This window comes from Allobosea sp. P2_B12 (genome assembly GCF_056404835.1).
Window position 1 is genome coordinate 324,785 of the sequence record NZ_JBFUDG010000003.1, and the last position, 16,072, is coordinate 340,856.

Below are 16,072 nucleotides of genomic sequence, written 5' to 3' on the forward strand. Positions count from 1 at the left end.
ATCTGTCTAGTAAGCTGAAGCTCAGGCGAACATGGCCGGCACTGGGGATATCGATGGCCGCGCCTATGATCGATCCCGGCGCGCTGGCGATGTTCGATGTCGTCCGGGCCAGCGATCCAGAGACGCTGAACGGACAGTTTCAGGTATCCGAACGGGCCGCACAATCAAGCCGCATCTACACCTACGAATTGCGGGATCCCACGTTGTGGTGCCAGCGATTCAGTCAGCCGATCTTCACGCTTGCGTCGCGCCACGCTGGGACGATCCTTGCGAGCTACGCTGATAGCCGCTTCGCCACGGCTGTCTCAGTCGATGGTGACGACGGCGGGCTTTACTGCTTCACGACGATGCTCGCTGGCCGCATAAGTCTTGAAAAGGACGGAAGATCCACGGTTGCCACACGCCGATCGGGCCTCGCCTGGCGTCCTGGCCCGGGCGGCCGCCTCCTGATCAGCGACGACAATTCGCGAACCAACGTGTTCTTCAAGGTGGCGGAGATGGAGCGCGCGCTCGAACATCTTCTCGATGACCGCCTGCAGCAACCCCTCGATTTCGCGCCTCATCTCGATTGGAGCAACGGGCTCGTAGCCAGCCTGAAACATCAGCTCGACTTCGTCATGGATGAGTTCCAGCGCGAGGACGGCATAGCCAGCAACCCGCTGGCGCTTGCATCCTTCACTGACTTTCTGGTCTCGCTGGCCCTGCGCGGCGCTGCACACAACTATTCTGATCGGCTGGCGAACACAGCCGGGAGTGCAGTTCCTGCCTATCTTCGGCGCGCGGAGGATTTCATGCACGCCTCAGCCACGCAGCCGATCCAACTGACGGATGTCGCAGCGGCTGCCGGATGCAGTTTGCGAACCTTGACGGCGGTGTTCAAGCATTTCCGCGCCAAGACACCACTGGCTGTGCTGCACGCAATCCGGCTCGACCTGGCGCGCGACGAACTGGCTCTTGGCCCTTCGGACGTGGCGATGACGATCGTTGCCCGCCGATACGGTTTCACCAACATGGCCCGGTTCTCTGTCGCCTTCCAACGCCGGTTCGGCGAGACACCGACGCAGGCGGCAAGAGGGCGTCCAATCGGTTGAAACTCATGCCGGGCGACGTTGCCGAGACCTGAATTTGCCGCCTGAACGACGCTGGAGGGAGAGCTCCCCACGCCTGCAACAAGGGCGAGGCGCTCGCGTCGTCACGTCCTTCACCCCACCCAACACCCTACCGCGCCAACTCCCCGATGACCCCGCGCACGAAGACGGCCCCGGCGTCGAGCTGCGCCACGGTGATGAACTCGTCGGGCTGATGCGCCTGGGCGATGTCGCCGGGGCCGCAGACCACGGTCGACCAGCCCTCGCCCTGGAACAGCCCGCCTTCGGTGCCATAGGCCACGACATGACTGCCATTGTCGCCGGTCAGCCGGCGGGCCAGCGCCTCGGCTGCGCCATCGACCTCGGGGCCAAGCGGCGGCGTCGAGGAGGTGATCTCGACCGTGATGCCGGTTTCGGGCGCGATCGCCTGCATCTGCGCCTCGAGTTCGGCCACCCTAGCCTTGTAGCGCCCGACATAATCGACGCCCTCGTCGCCCGGCACGACGCGAACCTCATGGGCGAAGCTGCAGAGCTCGGCGGTGATGTTGACGGCGGTGCCGCCCTGGACGGTGCCGACATGGGTCGTGGTGTAGGGCGGCTCGAAGCCATTGTCGGGCGAAGTGCGGGCCTTGTTTTCCGCCATGACGACGTTGTGCCAGTGGATCAATTCGCCGGCGATCATGACGGCGGGCACGCCGACATCGACGCGGCTGGAATGGACGGCGTGGCCGCGCACGGTGGTGCGCATGCGGGTGCCGCCCTTATGGGCGGTGACGACCTGCATCATCGAGGGCTCGCCAACGATCACCGCCGAGGGCTTGAGCCCGGCCGCCGTCATCGCCTTGGCCAGGAGGCGCGCGCCGAGGCAGCCGACCTCCTCGTCATAGGACAGGGCGATGTGGATCGGCCGCTTCAGCGGCGCCGCCAGCATCTCCGGCACAAGCGCGAGCGCGATGGCGTCGAACCCCTTCATGTCGCAGGTGCCGCGGCCATAGAGCTTGCCGTCGCGCTCGGTCAGGGTCCAGGGATCCGAGGTCCAGTCCTGGCCGGCGACTGGCACGACGTCGGTGTGGCCCGAGAGCACGACGCCGCCATCCACCCTGGGGCCGATCGTGGCGTAAAGATTGGCCTTCTGCCCGTCCTCGCTGGGCACCAGCGTGCTCTCGACGCCGAGGCCCGCGAGGTAGTCGCGGCAGAAATGGATCAGGTCGAGATTGCTGCGCTGCGATTCCGTGTTGAATGAAACCAGCCTGGCCAGCATCTCCTTGGGCGTCATCTTCTGGGGTGTCATCGTCACGAGGCGGTTCTCCAGAAAAGGCGGCCCAAGGCAGGTTTCATGCCGACGGCCTTCCGGCCGGTCTCTGATATATTTTGTAGGCTTCCGCAGCCCGCCTGCCAACGGCGCGTTTCCGTGAGCAGCAATGCGCCCCTATAAGGGGAGGACGAAGCAAGAGGCGCAGGCATGAATTTCGACGTCACTCTGGGCGATGTCCAGGCCGCCGCGGCGCGCATCGCAGGCAAGATCAGGCGCACGCCGACCTATCACAGCGCCGGCCTCTCGGCCCGGCTCGGCGTCGAGACCGTGGTCAAGGTCGAGAGCCTGCAGCTCGGCGGCTCGTTCAAGGTACGCGGCTGCTTCAACAAGCTGATGTCGCTGAGCGAGGCCGAGCTGGGACGCGGCGTCGTCACGGTGTCAGGCGGCAACCATGCCATCGCGGTAGCGCTGGTGGCCAGGACGATGGGCGTGCGAGCGCTGGTGCTGATGCCGGCGAACGCGGCGGCGTTCAATGTCGAGATGGCCCGCTCGCTCGGCGCCGAAGTCGAACTCACAGAGGATTCGATTTCGGCCTTCGCCAGGGCGGACGACTACGCCGCACGCGGCATGATCCATGTCCATTCCTATGACGATCCGGCGATCATCGCCGGCCATGGCTCGCTCGGGCTCGAACTCGCCAACGATGCCGGCGGCCGGCTCGACCATGTCTTCATCTCGATCGGCGGCGGCGGCTTTGCCGCCGGCGTCGGCGCTGCAATGAAGGGGCTCGATCCGGCGCTGCGCATCCATGGCGTCGAGACGGACGGCGCGACCACGATGACGCAGGCGCTGGCGGCCGGAAAGCCGGTTCCGATCCGCTCGACCTCGATCGCCCGGACACTCGGCGCTCCCTTCGCGACGGAGCGGACGATGGCGGCAGCGCGCCAGTTCATCGAGGACATCATCGTCGTGCCCGACGCGGAAGCCGTGCGCGAGATCACCTGGGTGCTGCAGAATGGGCGCGTGCTGCTGGAGCCTGCGGCGGCCTGCGTGGTCGCGGCAGCGCAGGCGCGCAAGGAGATGTTCAAGCCCGGCGAGCGCGTCGGCCTCGTGCTCTGCGGCTCGAATGTGGCGCTCGACGACATCGCCGCCTGGCGGACGCAGTTCGGGGTCTAGGCTGACGTGCCGATGGCGCGCATCCGGGTCGCGGCGCCATGTCTTGACGCTGCGCGGCGTTCGGGGTTCTGGAAGATATATTGCCGTGCCCGCGCGATCAGGCGGGGGCCGTTCCGGCGGGCGCGGACAGACTGTGAGGGATGACATGACGATTCTCGACCACAAGACGCAGCCGCAGGACAAATGGCGCGACGGCGTGATGACCGAAATGCGGGTCTCGGCTCTCGTCCAGAGCCGGCAGCTCTGCATCTTCGAGCAGTTCTGCGATCCCGGCCTCGGCGCGCCGATGCATATCCATGCCGTCGAGGAGGTGCTTGAGGTCATGGGCGGCACGGCGGAAATCTATCTGCGCGACCAGACCATGGTCGTCACCGCCAACCAGTCGGTGCTGATCCCGGCCGGCGCCCGCCACGGCTTCAAGAACATCGGCACCGAGACGCTCCATGTGCGCGCGACGCTGGCCGCCGCGATCTTCGAGGCGTCCTATGACGACCGCAACGAGCTGTCGCGCCGCTACGTTCCCGCTGATGCCTGACCGGCCCTGCGCCAGCCTTCAAGACCCGCGCCTCCGCCGCCTGCGGACCACCTCCCGACATTCGAGGACATGATGCCCAAAGCCGAACTCATCGCCGCGCTTCATCCCGAGATCACCGCGATCCGCCGCGATCTGCACCGTCACCCTGAGCTGATGTACGACGTCCACCGCACCGCCGGCATCGTCGCGCAAAAGCTGACCGAATGGGGGGTCGACGAGGTCGTGGCCGGCCTCGGCAAGACCGGCGTCGTCGGCGTCATCAAGGGTCGCAACCAGGGTTCCGGCAAGGTCGTCGCGATGCGTGCCGACATGGACGCGCTGCCGATCCATGAGGAGACCAATCTCGAGCATCGCTCGACCGTGCCGGGCAAGATGCACGCCTGCGGTCATGACGGCCACACCGCCATGCTGCTCGGTGCGGCCAAGTACCTCGCCGAGACGCGCGACTTCGACGGCACGGCGATCGTAATCTTCCAGCCCGCGGAGGAAGGCGGCGCCGGGGCCAAGGCGATGATCGACGACGGACTGATGACCCGCTTCGGCGTGCAGGAGGTCTACGGCATGCACAACAAGCCGGGCTTGGCCGTCGGCCAGTTCGACGTGCGCAAGGGCCCGACCATGGCCGCAGCCGACCGCATCCACCTCAAGATCGAGGGCAAGGGCGGACATGCCGCCGCGCCGCACCGCGTCAACGATCCGATCGTCGCCGCCTGCCAGCTCGTCACTGCCCTGCAGACGGTGTCCTCACGCAATGCCGACCCGCTGGATTCGATCGTCGTCTCGGTCACGGCGCTGCTCGCCGGCGAGGCTTTCAACGTCATTCCGCAGACGGTCGAGATCAAGGGCTCGGTGCGGACGCTGACGCCGCAGATGCGCGAGCTCGCGCAGAAGCGCATCAAGGAGATCACTGACGGCATCCTGACCGCCTTCGGCATGACCTACACACTCGACTACCATCTCGGTTATCCCGTGACCTTCAACCACGCGGCGCAGGCCGATTTCGTGGTCGGCACGATCGAGGCCGCCTTCGGGCCGGGCACCGTCGACACCACCGTGCCGCCGACCATGGGCTCGGAGGATTTCTCCTACATGCTGGAGGAGCGCCCCGGCGCCTTCATCAATATCGGCAATGGCGACTCGGCCGGCCTCCATCACCCGGCCTACGAGTTCAACGATGCGGTGATCCCGGTCGGCGTGACCTATTGGGCCAACCTGATCGAGACCGCGATGCCGGCCCGGACCTGAGGGGCACGTCTACATGCATGACATCGATTGCCTGGTGATCGGGGCCGGCGTCGTCGGGCTCGCTGCGGCTCGCGCTTTGGCGCTGGCCGGCCGCGATGTCGTCATCGCCGAGGCGGCGGACGGCATCGGCACGCAGACCTCCGCGCGCAATAGCGAGGTCATCCATGCCGGGATCTACTACCCGCCGGGCTCGCTGAAGGCTCGGGTCTGCGTCGAGGGGCGCAAGCAACTCTACATCTATCTCCGCGAGCGCGGCCTGCCGCACAAGGCCTGCGGCAAGCTGATCGTCGCTACGTCGGCCGCGCAGAAGCCGGCGCTGGAGACGATCATGGCCCGGGCGCAGGCGTCCGGCGTCGAGACGCTGCGCTGGCTCGATGCCGGCGAGGCCAAGGCGATGGAGCCGGAGGTGCGCTGCGAGATCGCCCTGCTCTCCCCCGACACCGGCGTCGTCGACAGCCACGCCCTGATGCTGTCGCTGCTCGGCGAATGCGAGGCGGCGGGAGGGTCACTGGCGCTGAATACGCCGATCGCCGGCTGGCGGCGCGAGGCTGATGGTTTCAGCGTCGATTTCGGCGGCGAGGACCCGACGACCTATTCGGTGAAGACGATCGTCAATTCGGCCGGCCATGGCGCGCCGCGGCTGCTACGGACGCTCGACGGGTTTCCGCCTGAGCACATTCCAAAGCAGTCCTTCGCCAAGGGCAATTACTTCGCATTGCTGGGCAAGCAGCCCTTCTCGCATCTGGTCTATCCGGTGCCCGAGGCGGCGGGGCTGGGCATCCATGCCACCATCGACATGGGCGGGCGGGTCAAGTTCGGGCCGGATGTCGAATGGGTCGATGACGACCAGGACCTGGTCGTCGATCCCCAGCGGGCCGAGAAATTCTACGCCGCGATCCGGACTTACTGGCCGGCACTGGCCGACGGCTCGCTCGTCGCCGATTATGCCGGCATCCGGCCGAAGCTGCATGGGCCGACCGAGCCGATGCCGGATTTCCGCATCGACGGGCCGGAGGTCCATGGCGTCGCCGGGCTCGTCAACCTGTTGGGTATCGAGAGCCCGGGACTGACCAGTTCGCTGGCGATCGCGGATCTCGTGGTCGAGCGGCTGGCGGTCCGCTGATCTCAGATCACGGCGGCGCCGAGTTCCGCTTGCCAATGCGCAAGACGGCTCTTCAGGATGCGGTCCCGCAGATAGGGATCGCTCTCCTCCTCCAACGCTTCGACGGTCTCCAGCACGAAACTCTCGGCGCCGTGCAGCAGCCACGCCTCCTGCAGCGCGCGATGGCGATGGCTGCCCTGGCGCAGCGTGAACCAGATGCGGTTCTCGATCTTGTCGAGGTTGGGGGTCTGACCTAGCCACATCTCGCCATTCGCGAGGCAACGGACCCGATAAATGCCAGCTGCGACCTTGCGTTCCTTGTAGGCCGCAAGCGCAGCCCTCCTATCCAAACTCGTCATGCACCCTGTCCATCTAAAACGCTTTTCACTGGACAGGCAAATATCACCCGGGTATTAATTGCGCAAGATTTTTATCCGGATCAAAATTCATGACAGAGCACACCATGTCGCCGCCACCCCGCTCCTGCTGGGCATTTCAGGACGATCACCTGTTGGCCGAGGGCGCTTTGGCAGATGTCGCCGCCGCCGTGCGGGCCGCCATCGCGGAGAACCCCGAAGCTGCGATCGTGACCTTCGACGACCAGACGGGCGCGGTGATCGATCTCGACCTACGCGGCTCGGCCCAGGACGTGCAGGCGCGGTATTCGGCTTTCCATGACGCGAGTGCTGCGGTCGCTGAAGCAGGGACAGCGGCGCCGGAGAACGGAATGCGAGGCAGGGGCCGCCCCAAGCTCGGCGTGGTCGCGCGCGAGATCACCTTGCTGCCGCGGCATTGGGACTGGCTGGCGACGCAACAGGGTGGCGCGTCCCATGCCTTGCGGCGGCTGGTGGAAGAAGCGCGTCTGCGTGACGGCGGGCAAAGCCGCCTACGCCTCGCACGGGAGGCGTCCTATCGCTTCATGTCGGCGATGGCGGGAAACCAGCCGGGCTTCGAGGAGGCGTCCCGGGCGCTTTTCGTAGGCGATGAAGCGCGGTTCCAGACGGAGACCGCAGCCTGGCCGGTCGATATCCGCAACCACGCCCATCGTCTCGGATGGGCGGCTCCGAGGGCCGTCTGAACTATCCCCGCAGCACCTTGAACGCCTCGTGCGCTTCCTGCGCGAGTTGCGTCACGCGCTGCCAGTCTCCCGCCGCGATGGCATCGGCCGGGACGAGCCAGGAGCCACCGACGCAGATGACCTGCGGCAGGGCCAGATAGGAGGACAGGTTGGAGAGACCGACGCCGCCGGTCGGGCAGAAGCTCATCTGGGGGAACGGCCCCGACAGGGCCTTCAGAGCCGAAGGCCCTCCGGCCTGCTCGGCCGGGAAGAACTTGGCGACGGTGCGGCCGGCGGCGACGGCGCGCATACAATCCGAAGCCGTCGCGACGCCGGGCAACCAGGGCAGGCCGGCCTGCTTCAGCGCCTCGTCGACGCTCTCGCTGAAGCCGGGGCTGACGACGGCCTGCGCGCCGGCATCCTTGACCTGCGCGACCTGAGCCGGGGTGACGACCGTGCCCGCAACGGCAAGCGCCTTGGGCACCGACTTCGCAATGGCCTCGAGCGCCGCAAGCCCCGCGGGGCGGCGCAGCGTGACCTCGACGACATCGATGCCGCCGGCGACGAGAGCATGGGCGAGATCGACGGCCCGCGAGGCGTCCTCGATCACCACGACCGGAATCACGCCACAGGCCTTGAGCCGGGCAATCGCGGCAGTCTCGTCCATCGTCTCGTCTTTCAATCGATTTGAACGGCAATCCATGCGGCCGAAGCTTGGCTGGGTCTACTCTTTCGCCCAATAGACGTCGAGCCCCTGCCCGCGCGCCAGCAGGAGATCCACCGGCAGGGGTGCGGCGCGTTCGGCAGCGGTCTTCAGCACCGCTTCCTTGACCGTACCCGAGACCAGCAGGCTCGCCCAGCCGGCGCCGGTCAGCCGGCCAGGCGACAGCGAGATGCGCGGCGGCAGACCCGGCGGGCGGGCGACGACGATGCCGCTGTCGGGCGCTGCCGAGAAGGCGGACTCGCTGCCCGGAAACAGCGAGGCGATATGGCCGTCCGTGCCCATGCCGCTGACCAGCAGGTCGAGCGGCGGCGCTTCCGCCAGCTTGGCGCAAAGCACCGCGGCGGCGGCCTCGATGTCGCTGCCATGGCCGTGGAAGGAGAGGAACGCGACGCGTCCGTCGCGCAGCGGCGCGAACTGCTCGCGGATCATGCGCTCGTTGGAAGCCGCGTCATCGGCCGCGACGAAGCGCTCGTCGGTCGGCAGCAGCGTGATGTTCTCCCAAGCCAGATCACGCTCTCCCAGCGCGGCGAGAAACCGCGCCGGGGTGGTGCCGCCGGGCACGGCGAGCGACGCCCTGCTCTGCTCTGCCAGAAGCGCGCTCAGCCGGATCGAAACGGCTTCCGCCAGCGCCTCCGAGGCGTCGGCCAAAGTGGCGAAGCGATGCCAGGCGACGGTGCCGCCGATCGGAGGGATCGGCTGCATCACACGAGATCCGGATCGGCCCAGGAGCGGCCCTCGCGCTCGATCAGGCCGATTGCCTGCGAGGGCCCCCAGGAGCCAGCCGCGTAGCGATGCGGCTGCGGGCTGTAATCCTGCCAGCCGGCTATGATCGGATCGACCCAGGTCCAGGCCTGCTCGACCTCGTCGCGGTGCATGAACAGGGTCTGGTCGCCGCGGATCACATCGGTCAGCAGGCGCTCATAGGCGTCGGGCGTGCGCTCGTCGAAGGCGGTCGAATAGCGGAGGTCGAGCTGGCGGGGCACGACCTTGAGCCGGCCCGAGCCCGGCACCTTCATCATCAGCTGGAGCTGGACGCCGTCATTGGGCTGGAGCCGGATGACGAGGCGATTGGCATCGAGCCGGTCGCACGAGCCGCCGCCGAAGATCGAATGCGGCACCGGCTTGAAGGTCACCGCGATCTCGGAATAGCGCTGCGCCATGCGCTTGCCGGTGCGCAGATAGATCGGCACGCCGGCCCAGCGCCAGGTGTCGATCTCGCAGCGGATGGCCACAAAAGTCTCGGTGTTGCTGGCATGGCCGAGTTCGTCGGCATAGCCGCGCACGCGCTGGCCATCGATCTGGCCGGCGACGTATTGGCCGCGCACCGTGAAGCGCTGGACGTCGGGCCCGACGATCGGACGCAGCGCCTTGAGGACCTTGATCTTCTCGTCGCGAACGGCGCCGGCCTCGAGCATATTCGGCGGCTCGATCGCAAACAGCGTCAGCAACTGCATGAGATGGTTCTGCACCATATCGCGCATGTGCCCGGACTTGTCGTAGTAGCCGGCGCGGCTTTCCAGACCGACCGTCTCGGCCACCGTGATCTGGACATGGTCGATATCGCGGCTCGACCAGGAGCGCTCGAACAGCGTGTTGGCGAAGCGCAGCACCAACAGGTTCTGAACCGTCTCCTTGCCGAGATAATGATCGATCCGGTAGGTGCGGTCTTCCGGCAGAATCCGCGCGACCGCGTCGTTGATCTCCCGGGCCGAGGCGAGATCGCGCCCAAGCGGCTTTTCCAGGATGACGCGGGAGGTCGGCGTCAGGATGCCGGCCGCGGCGAGGTTCTCGCAGATCGGGATGAACAGGTCCGGCGGCGTCGACAGATAGAAGGAGCGGACGCGGCCGTTGTCGCCGAGCTCCTTCTTCAGCGCCCCATAGGTCTCGGGCTTGACCGCATCGAGCAGCACCGTGGTGAGACGCTGCAGGAAGGCCTGAACATCGGCCTTAGACAGACCTTCCTCGGCCAGTCTCTTGGCGACCTGCTTCGGCAGGCCTTCAACGTCTTCGGCCTTGCGGACGATGCCGAGGATGCGGCTTTCAGCTGGCAGGACGCCCTCGCGGTTGCGCTGGGCCAGCGCCGGAAAGAGCTTGCGCAAGGCAAGATCCCCGCCCGCGCCGAAGATCACGAGGTCGAAAGCCGGAACCGGCGTCCGCTCGGGGATCGTCTCGGGCCGGAGGGCGGGGTTAACGATAGCGTCCATATCTCTCATTCTCCATGCCCGGTCCCGATATCCGAGCGGCGTCCATCAGGACTCCGGACTTGCGACGAGAATGCGACCAAGACGCGTGATTGCCAAACGCTTTGCAAGCGGGGCCGGCCGACCTCAGGCGCGCCGGAAGCCCTCGCTCGCGGTCAGCAATTGCTGCGCGTAGGCGGTCTGCGGGTTGCGGGCCGCCAGCGTCGCCGCCGTCATCTCCTCGACGCCGCGGCCGAACTGCATCACCAGCAGGCGCTGGCACATATGCGCGACGACCGCGAGATCGTGGCTGACGAGGATATAGGTCAGCTTTCGCTCCTGCCGCAGGGCCTGAAGCAGGTTGAGCACCTCCGCCTGGATCGAGACGTCGAGCGCGGAGGTCGGCTCGTCGAGCAGCAGGATCGAGGGCTCGAGCACGAGCGCACGCGCGATCGCGACGCGCTGGCGCTGGCCGCCGGAGAGCTGGTGCGGATAACGAAAGCGGAAGGAGGCCGGCAGGCCGACCTCGGACATCGCCCGCCCGATCCGCTTCTCGGCATCGCCGATACCGTGGATGGCAAGCGGCTCGGCCAGCGCGTCATCGACCGTCTTCTTCGGATGCAGGGAGCCATAAGGGTCCTGGAAGACCATCTGCACGGCACGGTAGAACGCCTTGTCGCGGCGCTTGGGCTGCACCTGCCCGTCGATCGCGACCGTGCCGCTCCAGTCGGGGTTCAGCCCCGAGAGCACGCGCAGCACGGTCGACTTGCCCGAGCCGGATTCGCCGACGATGCCGTAGCTCTCGCCGGGGGAGACCGTGAAGGAGAGGTCCTTCACGACATGGGAATCGCCGAAGGAGACGTTGAGCTTTTCGACGAGGATAGTGGGTTGCGGGTTCATGCCAGCCATTGTCATGCCAGCCATGCCGGATCGCGGTTCAGGGTCGCCAGCGTCTCGCGCGGATGGTCGAGATCGGGCAGGCAGCCGAGCAGGCCGAGCGTATACGGATGACGCCGGGCGCGGGCCGATTCATCGGCGAGTTCGGCGGCCGGCATGGTCTCCATCGCCTTGCCGCCATACATCACGATGACGCGGTCGCAGAAGGACTGCACCAGATGCAGATCGTGGCTGATGAAGATCAGGCCCATGCCGCGCTGGGTGACGAGATCGTCGAGGATCTTCAGGATCTGGAGCTGCACGGTGACGTCGAGTGCCGAGGTCGGCTCGTCGGCGATCAGGATATCCGGCTCGGCAATCAGCATCATCGCGATCATGACGCGCTGGCCCATGCCGCCCGAGACCTCATGCGGATAAAGCTCGTAGACGCGCGCCGGCTCGCGAATCTGGACCTGCTCCAGCATGGCGAGGCTGCGCTGCTTCGCCTCGCGGGCGCTCGCCTTGTGGTGGACGCGATAGGCCTCGGCGATCTGGTCGCCGACCGTGCGGACCGGGTTGAGCGAGAATTTCGGATCCTGCATCACCATCGAGATATGGCGGCCGCGCAGCTTGCGGCGGGCGCGCTTGTCCATCGTCAACAGATCCTGGCCGCGATAGGTCAGGCGGTCGGCCTTCACCTCGCCGGGATGCGGGATGAGGTCGAGGATGGCGCGGCCGGTCATCGACTTGCCGGAGCCGGATTCGCCGACGATGCCCAGCCGTTCGCGGCCGAGCGTGAACGACAGGCCGCGCACCGCCTGGACGATGCCGGTCGGGGTGTGGAAATCGACGCGCAGATTGTCGAGTTCGAGGAGGGGGTGTTCCCTGGTGCTCTCATTCATGGCGCTCACCTCGCATCCATGACATCACGCAGGCCGTCGCCGAGCAGGTTGAAGCCGAGCGCGACGACGCAGATCGCCAGACCGGGGAAGGTCGCGACCCACCACTGGTCGAAGATCTGCTCGCGGCCGGCCGAGATCATCGCGCCCCATTCCGGGATCGGCGGCTGAGCGCCCAGCCCGAGGAAACCGAGGCCCGCCGCGATCAGAATGATGCCGGCCATGTCCAGCGTCGTGCGTACGATCAGCGAGGGCAGGCACATCGGCACGACATGCTTCCAGACAATGCGCCATTGCGAGGCGCCCTGCAGGCGAACCGCGGCGATATAATCCTGCTGGCGGATGATCAGCGTCTCGGCACGGGCGACGCGGGCGTAAGGCGGCCAGGCCGTGATCGCGATGGCGATGACGGCGTTCTCCAGTCCAGGGCCGAGCGCAGCCACGAAGGCGAGCGCCAGCACGAGCCGTGGGAAGGCCAGGAAGACGTCGGTGATGCGCATCAGCAGCCGGTCGACCCAGCCGCCGAGATAGCCCGAGGCTGCACCGATCAGGAGGCCGATGGGGCCGACCGTGATGACGACCAGCAGCACGATCACCAGCGTGACGCGGGTGCCGTAGACGATGCGGCTGAAGATGTCGCGGCCGAGTGAATCGGTGCCGAAGAAGTTGCCACCAGAGGGCGGCAGCAGGCGGCGGTCGAGATTCTGCGCCAGCGGATCGGCGGTCGCGATCACAGGCGCGAAGGCCGCGACCAGCAGCAGCGCGACGATGATGGCGAGCCCGACCATGGCGAGCGGATTGCGCCGGAAGGCAAGCCATTTCCGATAGGCTTGGCCAAGCCGCGCCTGACGGCGCGACTCGGGTGAATCAGTGAGGAGATAGTCTGTCCAGGTGCTCATGCCGGCCTCATCGCGTCCGGGGGTCGACGAGCCGGCCGAGGATGTCGGACAGCAGGTTGACGCCGATGAAGACCGCGCCGATCACCAGCGTGCCGCCGAGCACCGCGTTCATGTCGGCGTTGAGCAGGGAATGGGTGAGATAGCGCCCCAGGCCTGGCCAGGCGAAGATCGTCTCGGTCAGGACCGAACCCTCGAGCAGATGCATGTAGGAGACGGCAATCACCGTCACCAGCGGCACAAAGGCGTTGTGCATGGCGTGGTGCCAGACGACGCGGAATTCCGAGAGCCCCTTCACCCGTGCGGCTATGACGTATTGCTGCTGCAGCTCGGTGATCATGAAGCTGCGGGTCATGCGGCTGATATAGGCAACGCTGAGGATGCCGAGCACGGCCGATGGCAGGATGAGATGGGACCAGGCGTCGCGGAACGCCTCCCAGTCGCCCTCGATCGCGGCGTCGATGACCAGAATGCCGGTGATCGGCGTGATCAGGTCCTGGAAGGCGACGCCGGCCCGGCCGGGACCACCGACCCAGCCGAGCTTGGCGTAGAACAACAGCAGGCCCATCAGGCCGAGCCAGAAGACCGGAATCGAATAGCCGAACAGGCCGATGACGCGCGCGATCTGGTCCGGCCAGCGGCCCTGATAGACGGCTGCGAGTACGCCGAGCGGAATGCCGAGCAGGCAGCCGATCAGGGTGCCCAGCGTGGCGAGTTCCAGCGTCGCGGGGAAGACGCGCTTGATGTCGTCGACCACGGTGTTGGAGGTGAGGACCGAGCGGCCGAGATCGCCGGTGAAGACCTTGCCGGTATAGACCGCGAATTGCTTCCAGAGCGGCTTGTCGAGGCCGAGTTCGACCCGCGCCGCCTCATAGGTCTCCGGCCGCGCATTGTCGCCGACCACGGCGAGCACGGGGTCGATCGGGATGACGCGGGCGATGAAGAAGGTGATCAGCAGCAGGCCGAAGATGGTGATCGCGACCGTGCTGAGCTCGCGCGAGGCGATCTTCGCCCAGGCCTTCGCCGTGTCGCCCCATGAACGCCTGCGAACCGGGGTTTGCGCCACACTCGTCATGATCGACAGTGTCCGTTTCTTGTTGTCGTGCAGGGTCTTGTCGTAGGGCGGGCAAAATCGAGCCCGCCTCGAAGCAAAAACCCCGCCGCGGCCCTGAGAGCCGTGGCGGGGCCTGATGGCCGCAACCTCAGTTCTTCGTGATCGGCGCGTAGAAGTTGGTGTCCGAGCTCGGCCCGATGACCCAGCCCTTGACGCCCTTGCGATCGGCCGAGACCTCGACCTGCTGGAACATGATCACGAAGGGCGAGATCTTCTGGTGCTCGCGCTGGAGAGCGCCATAAACGGCGGCGCGCTTGGCGGCGTCGGTCTCAAGCACGTTGGCCTGGGTGATCTTGGTCATGTCCGGGATGTCCCAGGCATTGCGCCAGGCCAGCGTCTTGGACTTGGCGTCCTCGCCATTGTTCTCGTTGATGGCGAAGGTCTCGGCATTGGTGTGCGGATCGAGATAATCCGGGCCCCACTGGCCGATATAGATGTCGTGCGTGCGGGCGCGGTACTTCGTCAGCGTCTGCTTGCCGTCGCCCGGGATCAGTTCGAGCTTGATGCCGGCCTGGGCCCAGCTCGACTGGATCGCCTGCGCAATGTCGGTGATCGGGTTGACCGAGCGGACGTCCATCGTGACCGTGAAGCCATTGGGCAGGCCGGCCTTGGCGAGCAGCTCCTTGGCCTTGGCGGGATCGTACTTGTAGGGCTTGTCGTCGATCGCGCCGAGGAAGCCCTTGGGCAGGAAGGATTCATGGGCCTTGTAGGTACCCTCGACGATGTTGCGCTCGATCGAGGCGTAGTCGACCAGATATTTCAGCGCCTCGCGCACTTCCGGCTTGGCGAAATTGGGGTTCTTCTGGTTCAGGCCGAGATAGAGGATGTAGCCCTTGTCGCCCTGGACGATCTCGACGTCCTTGTTGGTCTTGACGGCGGCGAGCTGGTCCTTGGAGAGATTGCGGGCGATGTCGATGTCGCCCTTCTCGAGCAGCAGGCGCTGCGAGGCCGGCTCGGCGACATGGCGCACGACGATGCGCTTGCTCTTCGGCGCACCCTTGTACCAGCTCTCATTGGCGTCGAGCGCATATTGCTCGTTGGGACGATAGGCGCGGACCTTGTAGGCACCCGAGCCGGCCGAATTGAGCTTCAGCCAGCCATTGCCCCAGTCGCCGTCCTTCTCATTGGCCTTGACCAGCTTGGTGTCGACGATCGAGGCAACGCCCGAGGTCAGGCAGTTCAGGAAGAAGGTCGGCGCGAAGGGCTTGGAGACCGTGATGACCAGAGTACCGTCATCGGTCGCCTTCACCTTCTCCAGGACGTTGTCCTTGGTGAAGCCGAACTGCGCCAGGATGAAGCCCGGCGACTTGTTCAGCGTCACAGCGCGCTGGAAGGAATAGACCACGTCAGCCGCGGTCAGCGGATTGCCGGAGTGGAATTTCACGCCGGGACGGAGCTTGAAGGTGTAGGTCAGGTTGTCGGGCGTGACACTCCAGCTCTGGGCGATCTCGGGGACGAGCTCGTTGTTCTTGGCGAGATCGACGCCCATCAGCTTGTCGTAGACGTTGGTAACAACCTCGACGCCGGAGAATTCGAAGGCCTCGGCGGGGTCGAGCGTGATGATGTCGTCGATCTGCTTGGCCATGACCACCGTGTCCTTCGGGGTCTGGGCAAAGGCCACGGTGGTGTGGGCGGTCGTGGCCAGCAGCGCGCTGAAGGCCGACGCCACCATCAATTTCGCAACGTGACGCATGGAAATCCCCATCTGTTCAGGTTTGCGGCCATCGGCGCGGCCGTTCGGTCCAATGTGGAACCAGTTGGCGGCTTCTGTCCAGCAGAGCGCAGCCGGAGTCCAGCGTCCGATGCACAGTTCTTGTGCATCGGGTTTTTTCAATGATGCAAGCTCGGGCGAGATGCTGCTTTGCGAGCCTCCCGCGCGCCGCTAACGTGAGGCGGCCTGGCGTTTCCGCCTTGCCCACGACATG

Annotated in this window: 16 protein-coding genes; 6 read left to right on the forward strand and 10 right to left on the reverse strand. The window is 66.2% G+C overall.

Going from position 1 to position 16,072, the window contains the following annotated elements; all coding sequences use genetic code 11:
• Window positions 1–53: 53 nt before the first annotated feature.
• Window positions 54–1,091: an AraC family transcriptional regulator gene (locus tag AC1DYU_RS10410; RefSeq protein ID WP_476791554.1), complete on the forward strand. Its 1,038-nt coding sequence runs from the start codon at window positions 54–56 to the stop codon at window positions 1,089–1,091.
• 127 nt (window positions 1,092–1,218) lie between these two features.
• On the opposite strand, the gene argE is transcribed toward AC1DYU_RS10410, so the two are convergent.
• The gene (gene argE, locus AC1DYU_RS10415) at window positions 1,219–2,379 is read right to left on the reverse strand and encodes an acetylornithine deacetylase (RefSeq protein WP_476791739.1); all 1,161 of its coding nucleotides are present in this window, start codon (window positions 2,377–2,379) and stop codon (window positions 1,219–1,221) included.
• A 171-nt stretch (window positions 2,380–2,550) separates the two neighbouring features.
• Between argE and AC1DYU_RS10420 the strand changes: the two genes are divergently transcribed.
• From AC1DYU_RS10420 to AC1DYU_RS10435, 4 genes are all read left to right on the forward strand, one after another.
• Window positions 2,551–3,519, forward strand: a complete 969-nt coding sequence (locus AC1DYU_RS10420) for a pyridoxal-phosphate dependent enzyme (RefSeq protein WP_158482873.1) — start codon at window positions 2,551–2,553, stop codon at window positions 3,517–3,519.
• 145 nt (window positions 3,520–3,664) lie between these two features.
• Complete coding sequence (locus AC1DYU_RS10425; RefSeq protein WP_158482872.1) at window positions 3,665–4,054, forward strand: cupin domain-containing protein; 390 nt, start codon at window positions 3,665–3,667, stop codon at window positions 4,052–4,054.
• A gap of 72 nt (window positions 4,055–4,126) precedes the next feature.
• On the forward strand, window positions 4,127–5,299 hold the full coding sequence (locus tag AC1DYU_RS10430) for a M20 aminoacylase family protein (RefSeq protein WP_476791740.1): 1,173 nt from the start codon (window positions 4,127–4,129) through the stop codon (window positions 5,297–5,299).
• Window positions 5,300–5,312: 13 nt separating this feature from the next.
• Window positions 5,313–6,422 carry an NAD(P)/FAD-dependent oxidoreductase gene (locus AC1DYU_RS10435; protein WP_476791555.1) on the forward strand — a complete coding sequence of 370 codons (1,110 nt, stop codon included), beginning with the start codon at window positions 5,313–5,315 and terminating at the stop codon, window positions 6,420–6,422.
• Window positions 6,423–6,424: 2 nt separating this feature from the next.
• Here the strand turns inward: AC1DYU_RS10435 and AC1DYU_RS10440 are convergent, their stop codons facing one another.
• Entirely contained in the window at window positions 6,425–6,760 is a 336-nt protein-coding gene (locus tag AC1DYU_RS10440) for a GIY-YIG nuclease family protein (protein WP_476791556.1), read from the reverse strand.
• Window positions 6,761–6,849: 89 nt separating this feature from the next.
• Between AC1DYU_RS10440 and AC1DYU_RS10445 the strand changes: the two genes are divergently transcribed.
• Entirely contained in the window at window positions 6,850–7,479 is a 630-nt protein-coding gene (locus AC1DYU_RS10445; RefSeq protein WP_476791557.1) for a DUF2239 family protein, read from the forward strand.
• Window position 7,480: 1 nt separating this feature from the next.
• Here the strand turns inward: AC1DYU_RS10445 and eda are convergent, their stop codons facing one another.
• From eda to AC1DYU_RS10485, 8 genes are all read right to left on the reverse strand, one after another.
• On the reverse strand, window positions 7,481–8,125 hold the full coding sequence (gene eda / locus AC1DYU_RS10450) for a bifunctional 4-hydroxy-2-oxoglutarate aldolase/2-dehydro-3-deoxy-phosphogluconate aldolase (RefSeq protein WP_158482867.1): 645 nt from the start codon (window positions 8,123–8,125) through the stop codon (window positions 7,481–7,483).
• A gap of 57 nt (window positions 8,126–8,182) precedes the next feature.
• On the reverse strand, window positions 8,183–8,884 hold the full coding sequence (locus AC1DYU_RS10455; RefSeq protein ID WP_158482866.1) for a 6-phosphogluconolactonase: 702 nt from the start codon (window positions 8,882–8,884) through the stop codon (window positions 8,183–8,185).
• A complete protein-coding gene (gene zwf / locus AC1DYU_RS10460; protein WP_476791558.1) occupies window positions 8,884–10,386 on the reverse strand; it encodes a glucose-6-phosphate dehydrogenase in 1,503 nt (500 codons plus the stop codon). Before zwf ends, AC1DYU_RS10455 begins: the two co-directional genes overlap by 1 nt.
• Before the next feature lie 123 nt (window positions 10,387–10,509).
• Window positions 10,510–11,286, reverse strand: a complete 777-nt coding sequence (locus AC1DYU_RS10465) for an ABC transporter ATP-binding protein (RefSeq protein ID WP_476791559.1) — start codon at window positions 11,284–11,286, stop codon at window positions 10,510–10,512.
• Entirely contained in the window at window positions 11,274–12,140 is an 867-nt protein-coding gene (locus AC1DYU_RS10470) for an ABC transporter ATP-binding protein (RefSeq protein WP_158483011.1), read from the reverse strand. The genes AC1DYU_RS10465 and AC1DYU_RS10470 overlap by 13 nt, the downstream gene beginning before the upstream one ends.
• A 5-nt stretch (window positions 12,141–12,145) precedes the next feature.
• Window positions 12,146–13,036 carry a nickel transporter permease gene (nikC, locus tag AC1DYU_RS10475; protein ID WP_158482864.1) on the reverse strand — a complete coding sequence of 297 codons (891 nt, stop codon included), beginning with the start codon at window positions 13,034–13,036 and terminating at the stop codon, window positions 12,146–12,148.
• 7 nt (window positions 13,037–13,043) lie between these two features.
• Window positions 13,044–14,108, reverse strand: a complete 1,065-nt coding sequence (locus AC1DYU_RS10480; RefSeq protein WP_476791560.1) for an ABC transporter permease — start codon at window positions 14,106–14,108, stop codon at window positions 13,044–13,046.
• 127 nt (window positions 14,109–14,235) lie between these two features.
• A complete protein-coding gene (locus AC1DYU_RS10485; protein WP_476791561.1) occupies window positions 14,236–15,840 on the reverse strand; it encodes an ABC transporter substrate-binding protein in 1,605 nt (534 codons plus the stop codon).
• Window positions 15,841–16,072 lie beyond the last annotated feature (232 nt).

What these genes read in the sequence shown, in the direction of transcription:
- AC1DYU_RS10425 (WP_158482872.1), top strand. Translation starts at nt 3,665, where the DNA reads ATGACGATTCTCGACCACAAGACGCAGCCGCAGGACAAATGGCGCGAC.
- eda (WP_158482867.1), bottom strand. Translation starts at nt 8,125, where the DNA reads ATGGACGAGACTGCCGCGATTGCCCGGCTCAAGGCCTGTGGCGTGATT.
- nikC (WP_158482864.1), bottom strand. Translation starts at nt 13,036, where the DNA reads ATGAGCACCTGGACAGACTATCTCCTCACTGATTCACCCGAGTCGCGC.
- AC1DYU_RS10480 (WP_476791560.1), bottom strand. Translation starts at nt 14,108, where the DNA reads ATGACGAGTGTGGCGCAAACCCCGGTTCGCAGGCGTTCATGGGGCGAC.
- AC1DYU_RS10465 (WP_476791559.1), bottom strand. Translation starts at nt 11,286, where the DNA reads ATGGCTGGCATGACAATGGCTGGCATGAACCCGCAACCCACTATCCTC.
- AC1DYU_RS10410 (WP_476791554.1), top strand. Translation starts at nt 54, where the DNA reads ATGGCCGCGCCTATGATCGATCCCGGCGCGCTGGCGATGTTCGATGTC.
- AC1DYU_RS10485 (WP_476791561.1), bottom strand. Translation starts at nt 15,840, where the DNA reads ATGCGTCACGTTGCGAAATTGATGGTGGCGTCGGCCTTCAGCGCGCTG.
- AC1DYU_RS10445 (WP_476791557.1), top strand. Translation starts at nt 6,850, where the DNA reads ATGACAGAGCACACCATGTCGCCGCCACCCCGCTCCTGCTGGGCATTT.
- AC1DYU_RS10435 (WP_476791555.1), top strand. Translation starts at nt 5,313, where the DNA reads ATGCATGACATCGATTGCCTGGTGATCGGGGCCGGCGTCGTCGGGCTC.
- AC1DYU_RS10455 (WP_158482866.1), bottom strand. Translation starts at nt 8,884, where the DNA reads ATGCAGCCGATCCCTCCGATCGGCGGCACCGTCGCCTGGCATCGCTTC.
- zwf (WP_476791558.1), bottom strand. Translation starts at nt 10,386, where the DNA reads ATGGACGCTATCGTTAACCCCGCCCTCCGGCCCGAGACGATCCCCGAG.
- AC1DYU_RS10440 (WP_476791556.1), bottom strand. Translation starts at nt 6,760, where the DNA reads ATGACGAGTTTGGATAGGAGGGCTGCGCTTGCGGCCTACAAGGAACGC.
- AC1DYU_RS10470 (WP_158483011.1), bottom strand. Translation starts at nt 12,140, where the DNA reads ATGAATGAGAGCACCAGGGAACACCCCCTCCTCGAACTCGACAATCTG.
- AC1DYU_RS10430 (WP_476791740.1), top strand. Translation starts at nt 4,127, where the DNA reads ATGCCCAAAGCCGAACTCATCGCCGCGCTTCATCCCGAGATCACCGCG.
- argE (WP_476791739.1), bottom strand. Translation starts at nt 2,379, where the DNA reads ATGACACCCCAGAAGATGACGCCCAAGGAGATGCTGGCCAGGCTGGTT.
- AC1DYU_RS10420 (WP_158482873.1), top strand. Translation starts at nt 2,551, where the DNA reads ATGAATTTCGACGTCACTCTGGGCGATGTCCAGGCCGCCGCGGCGCGC.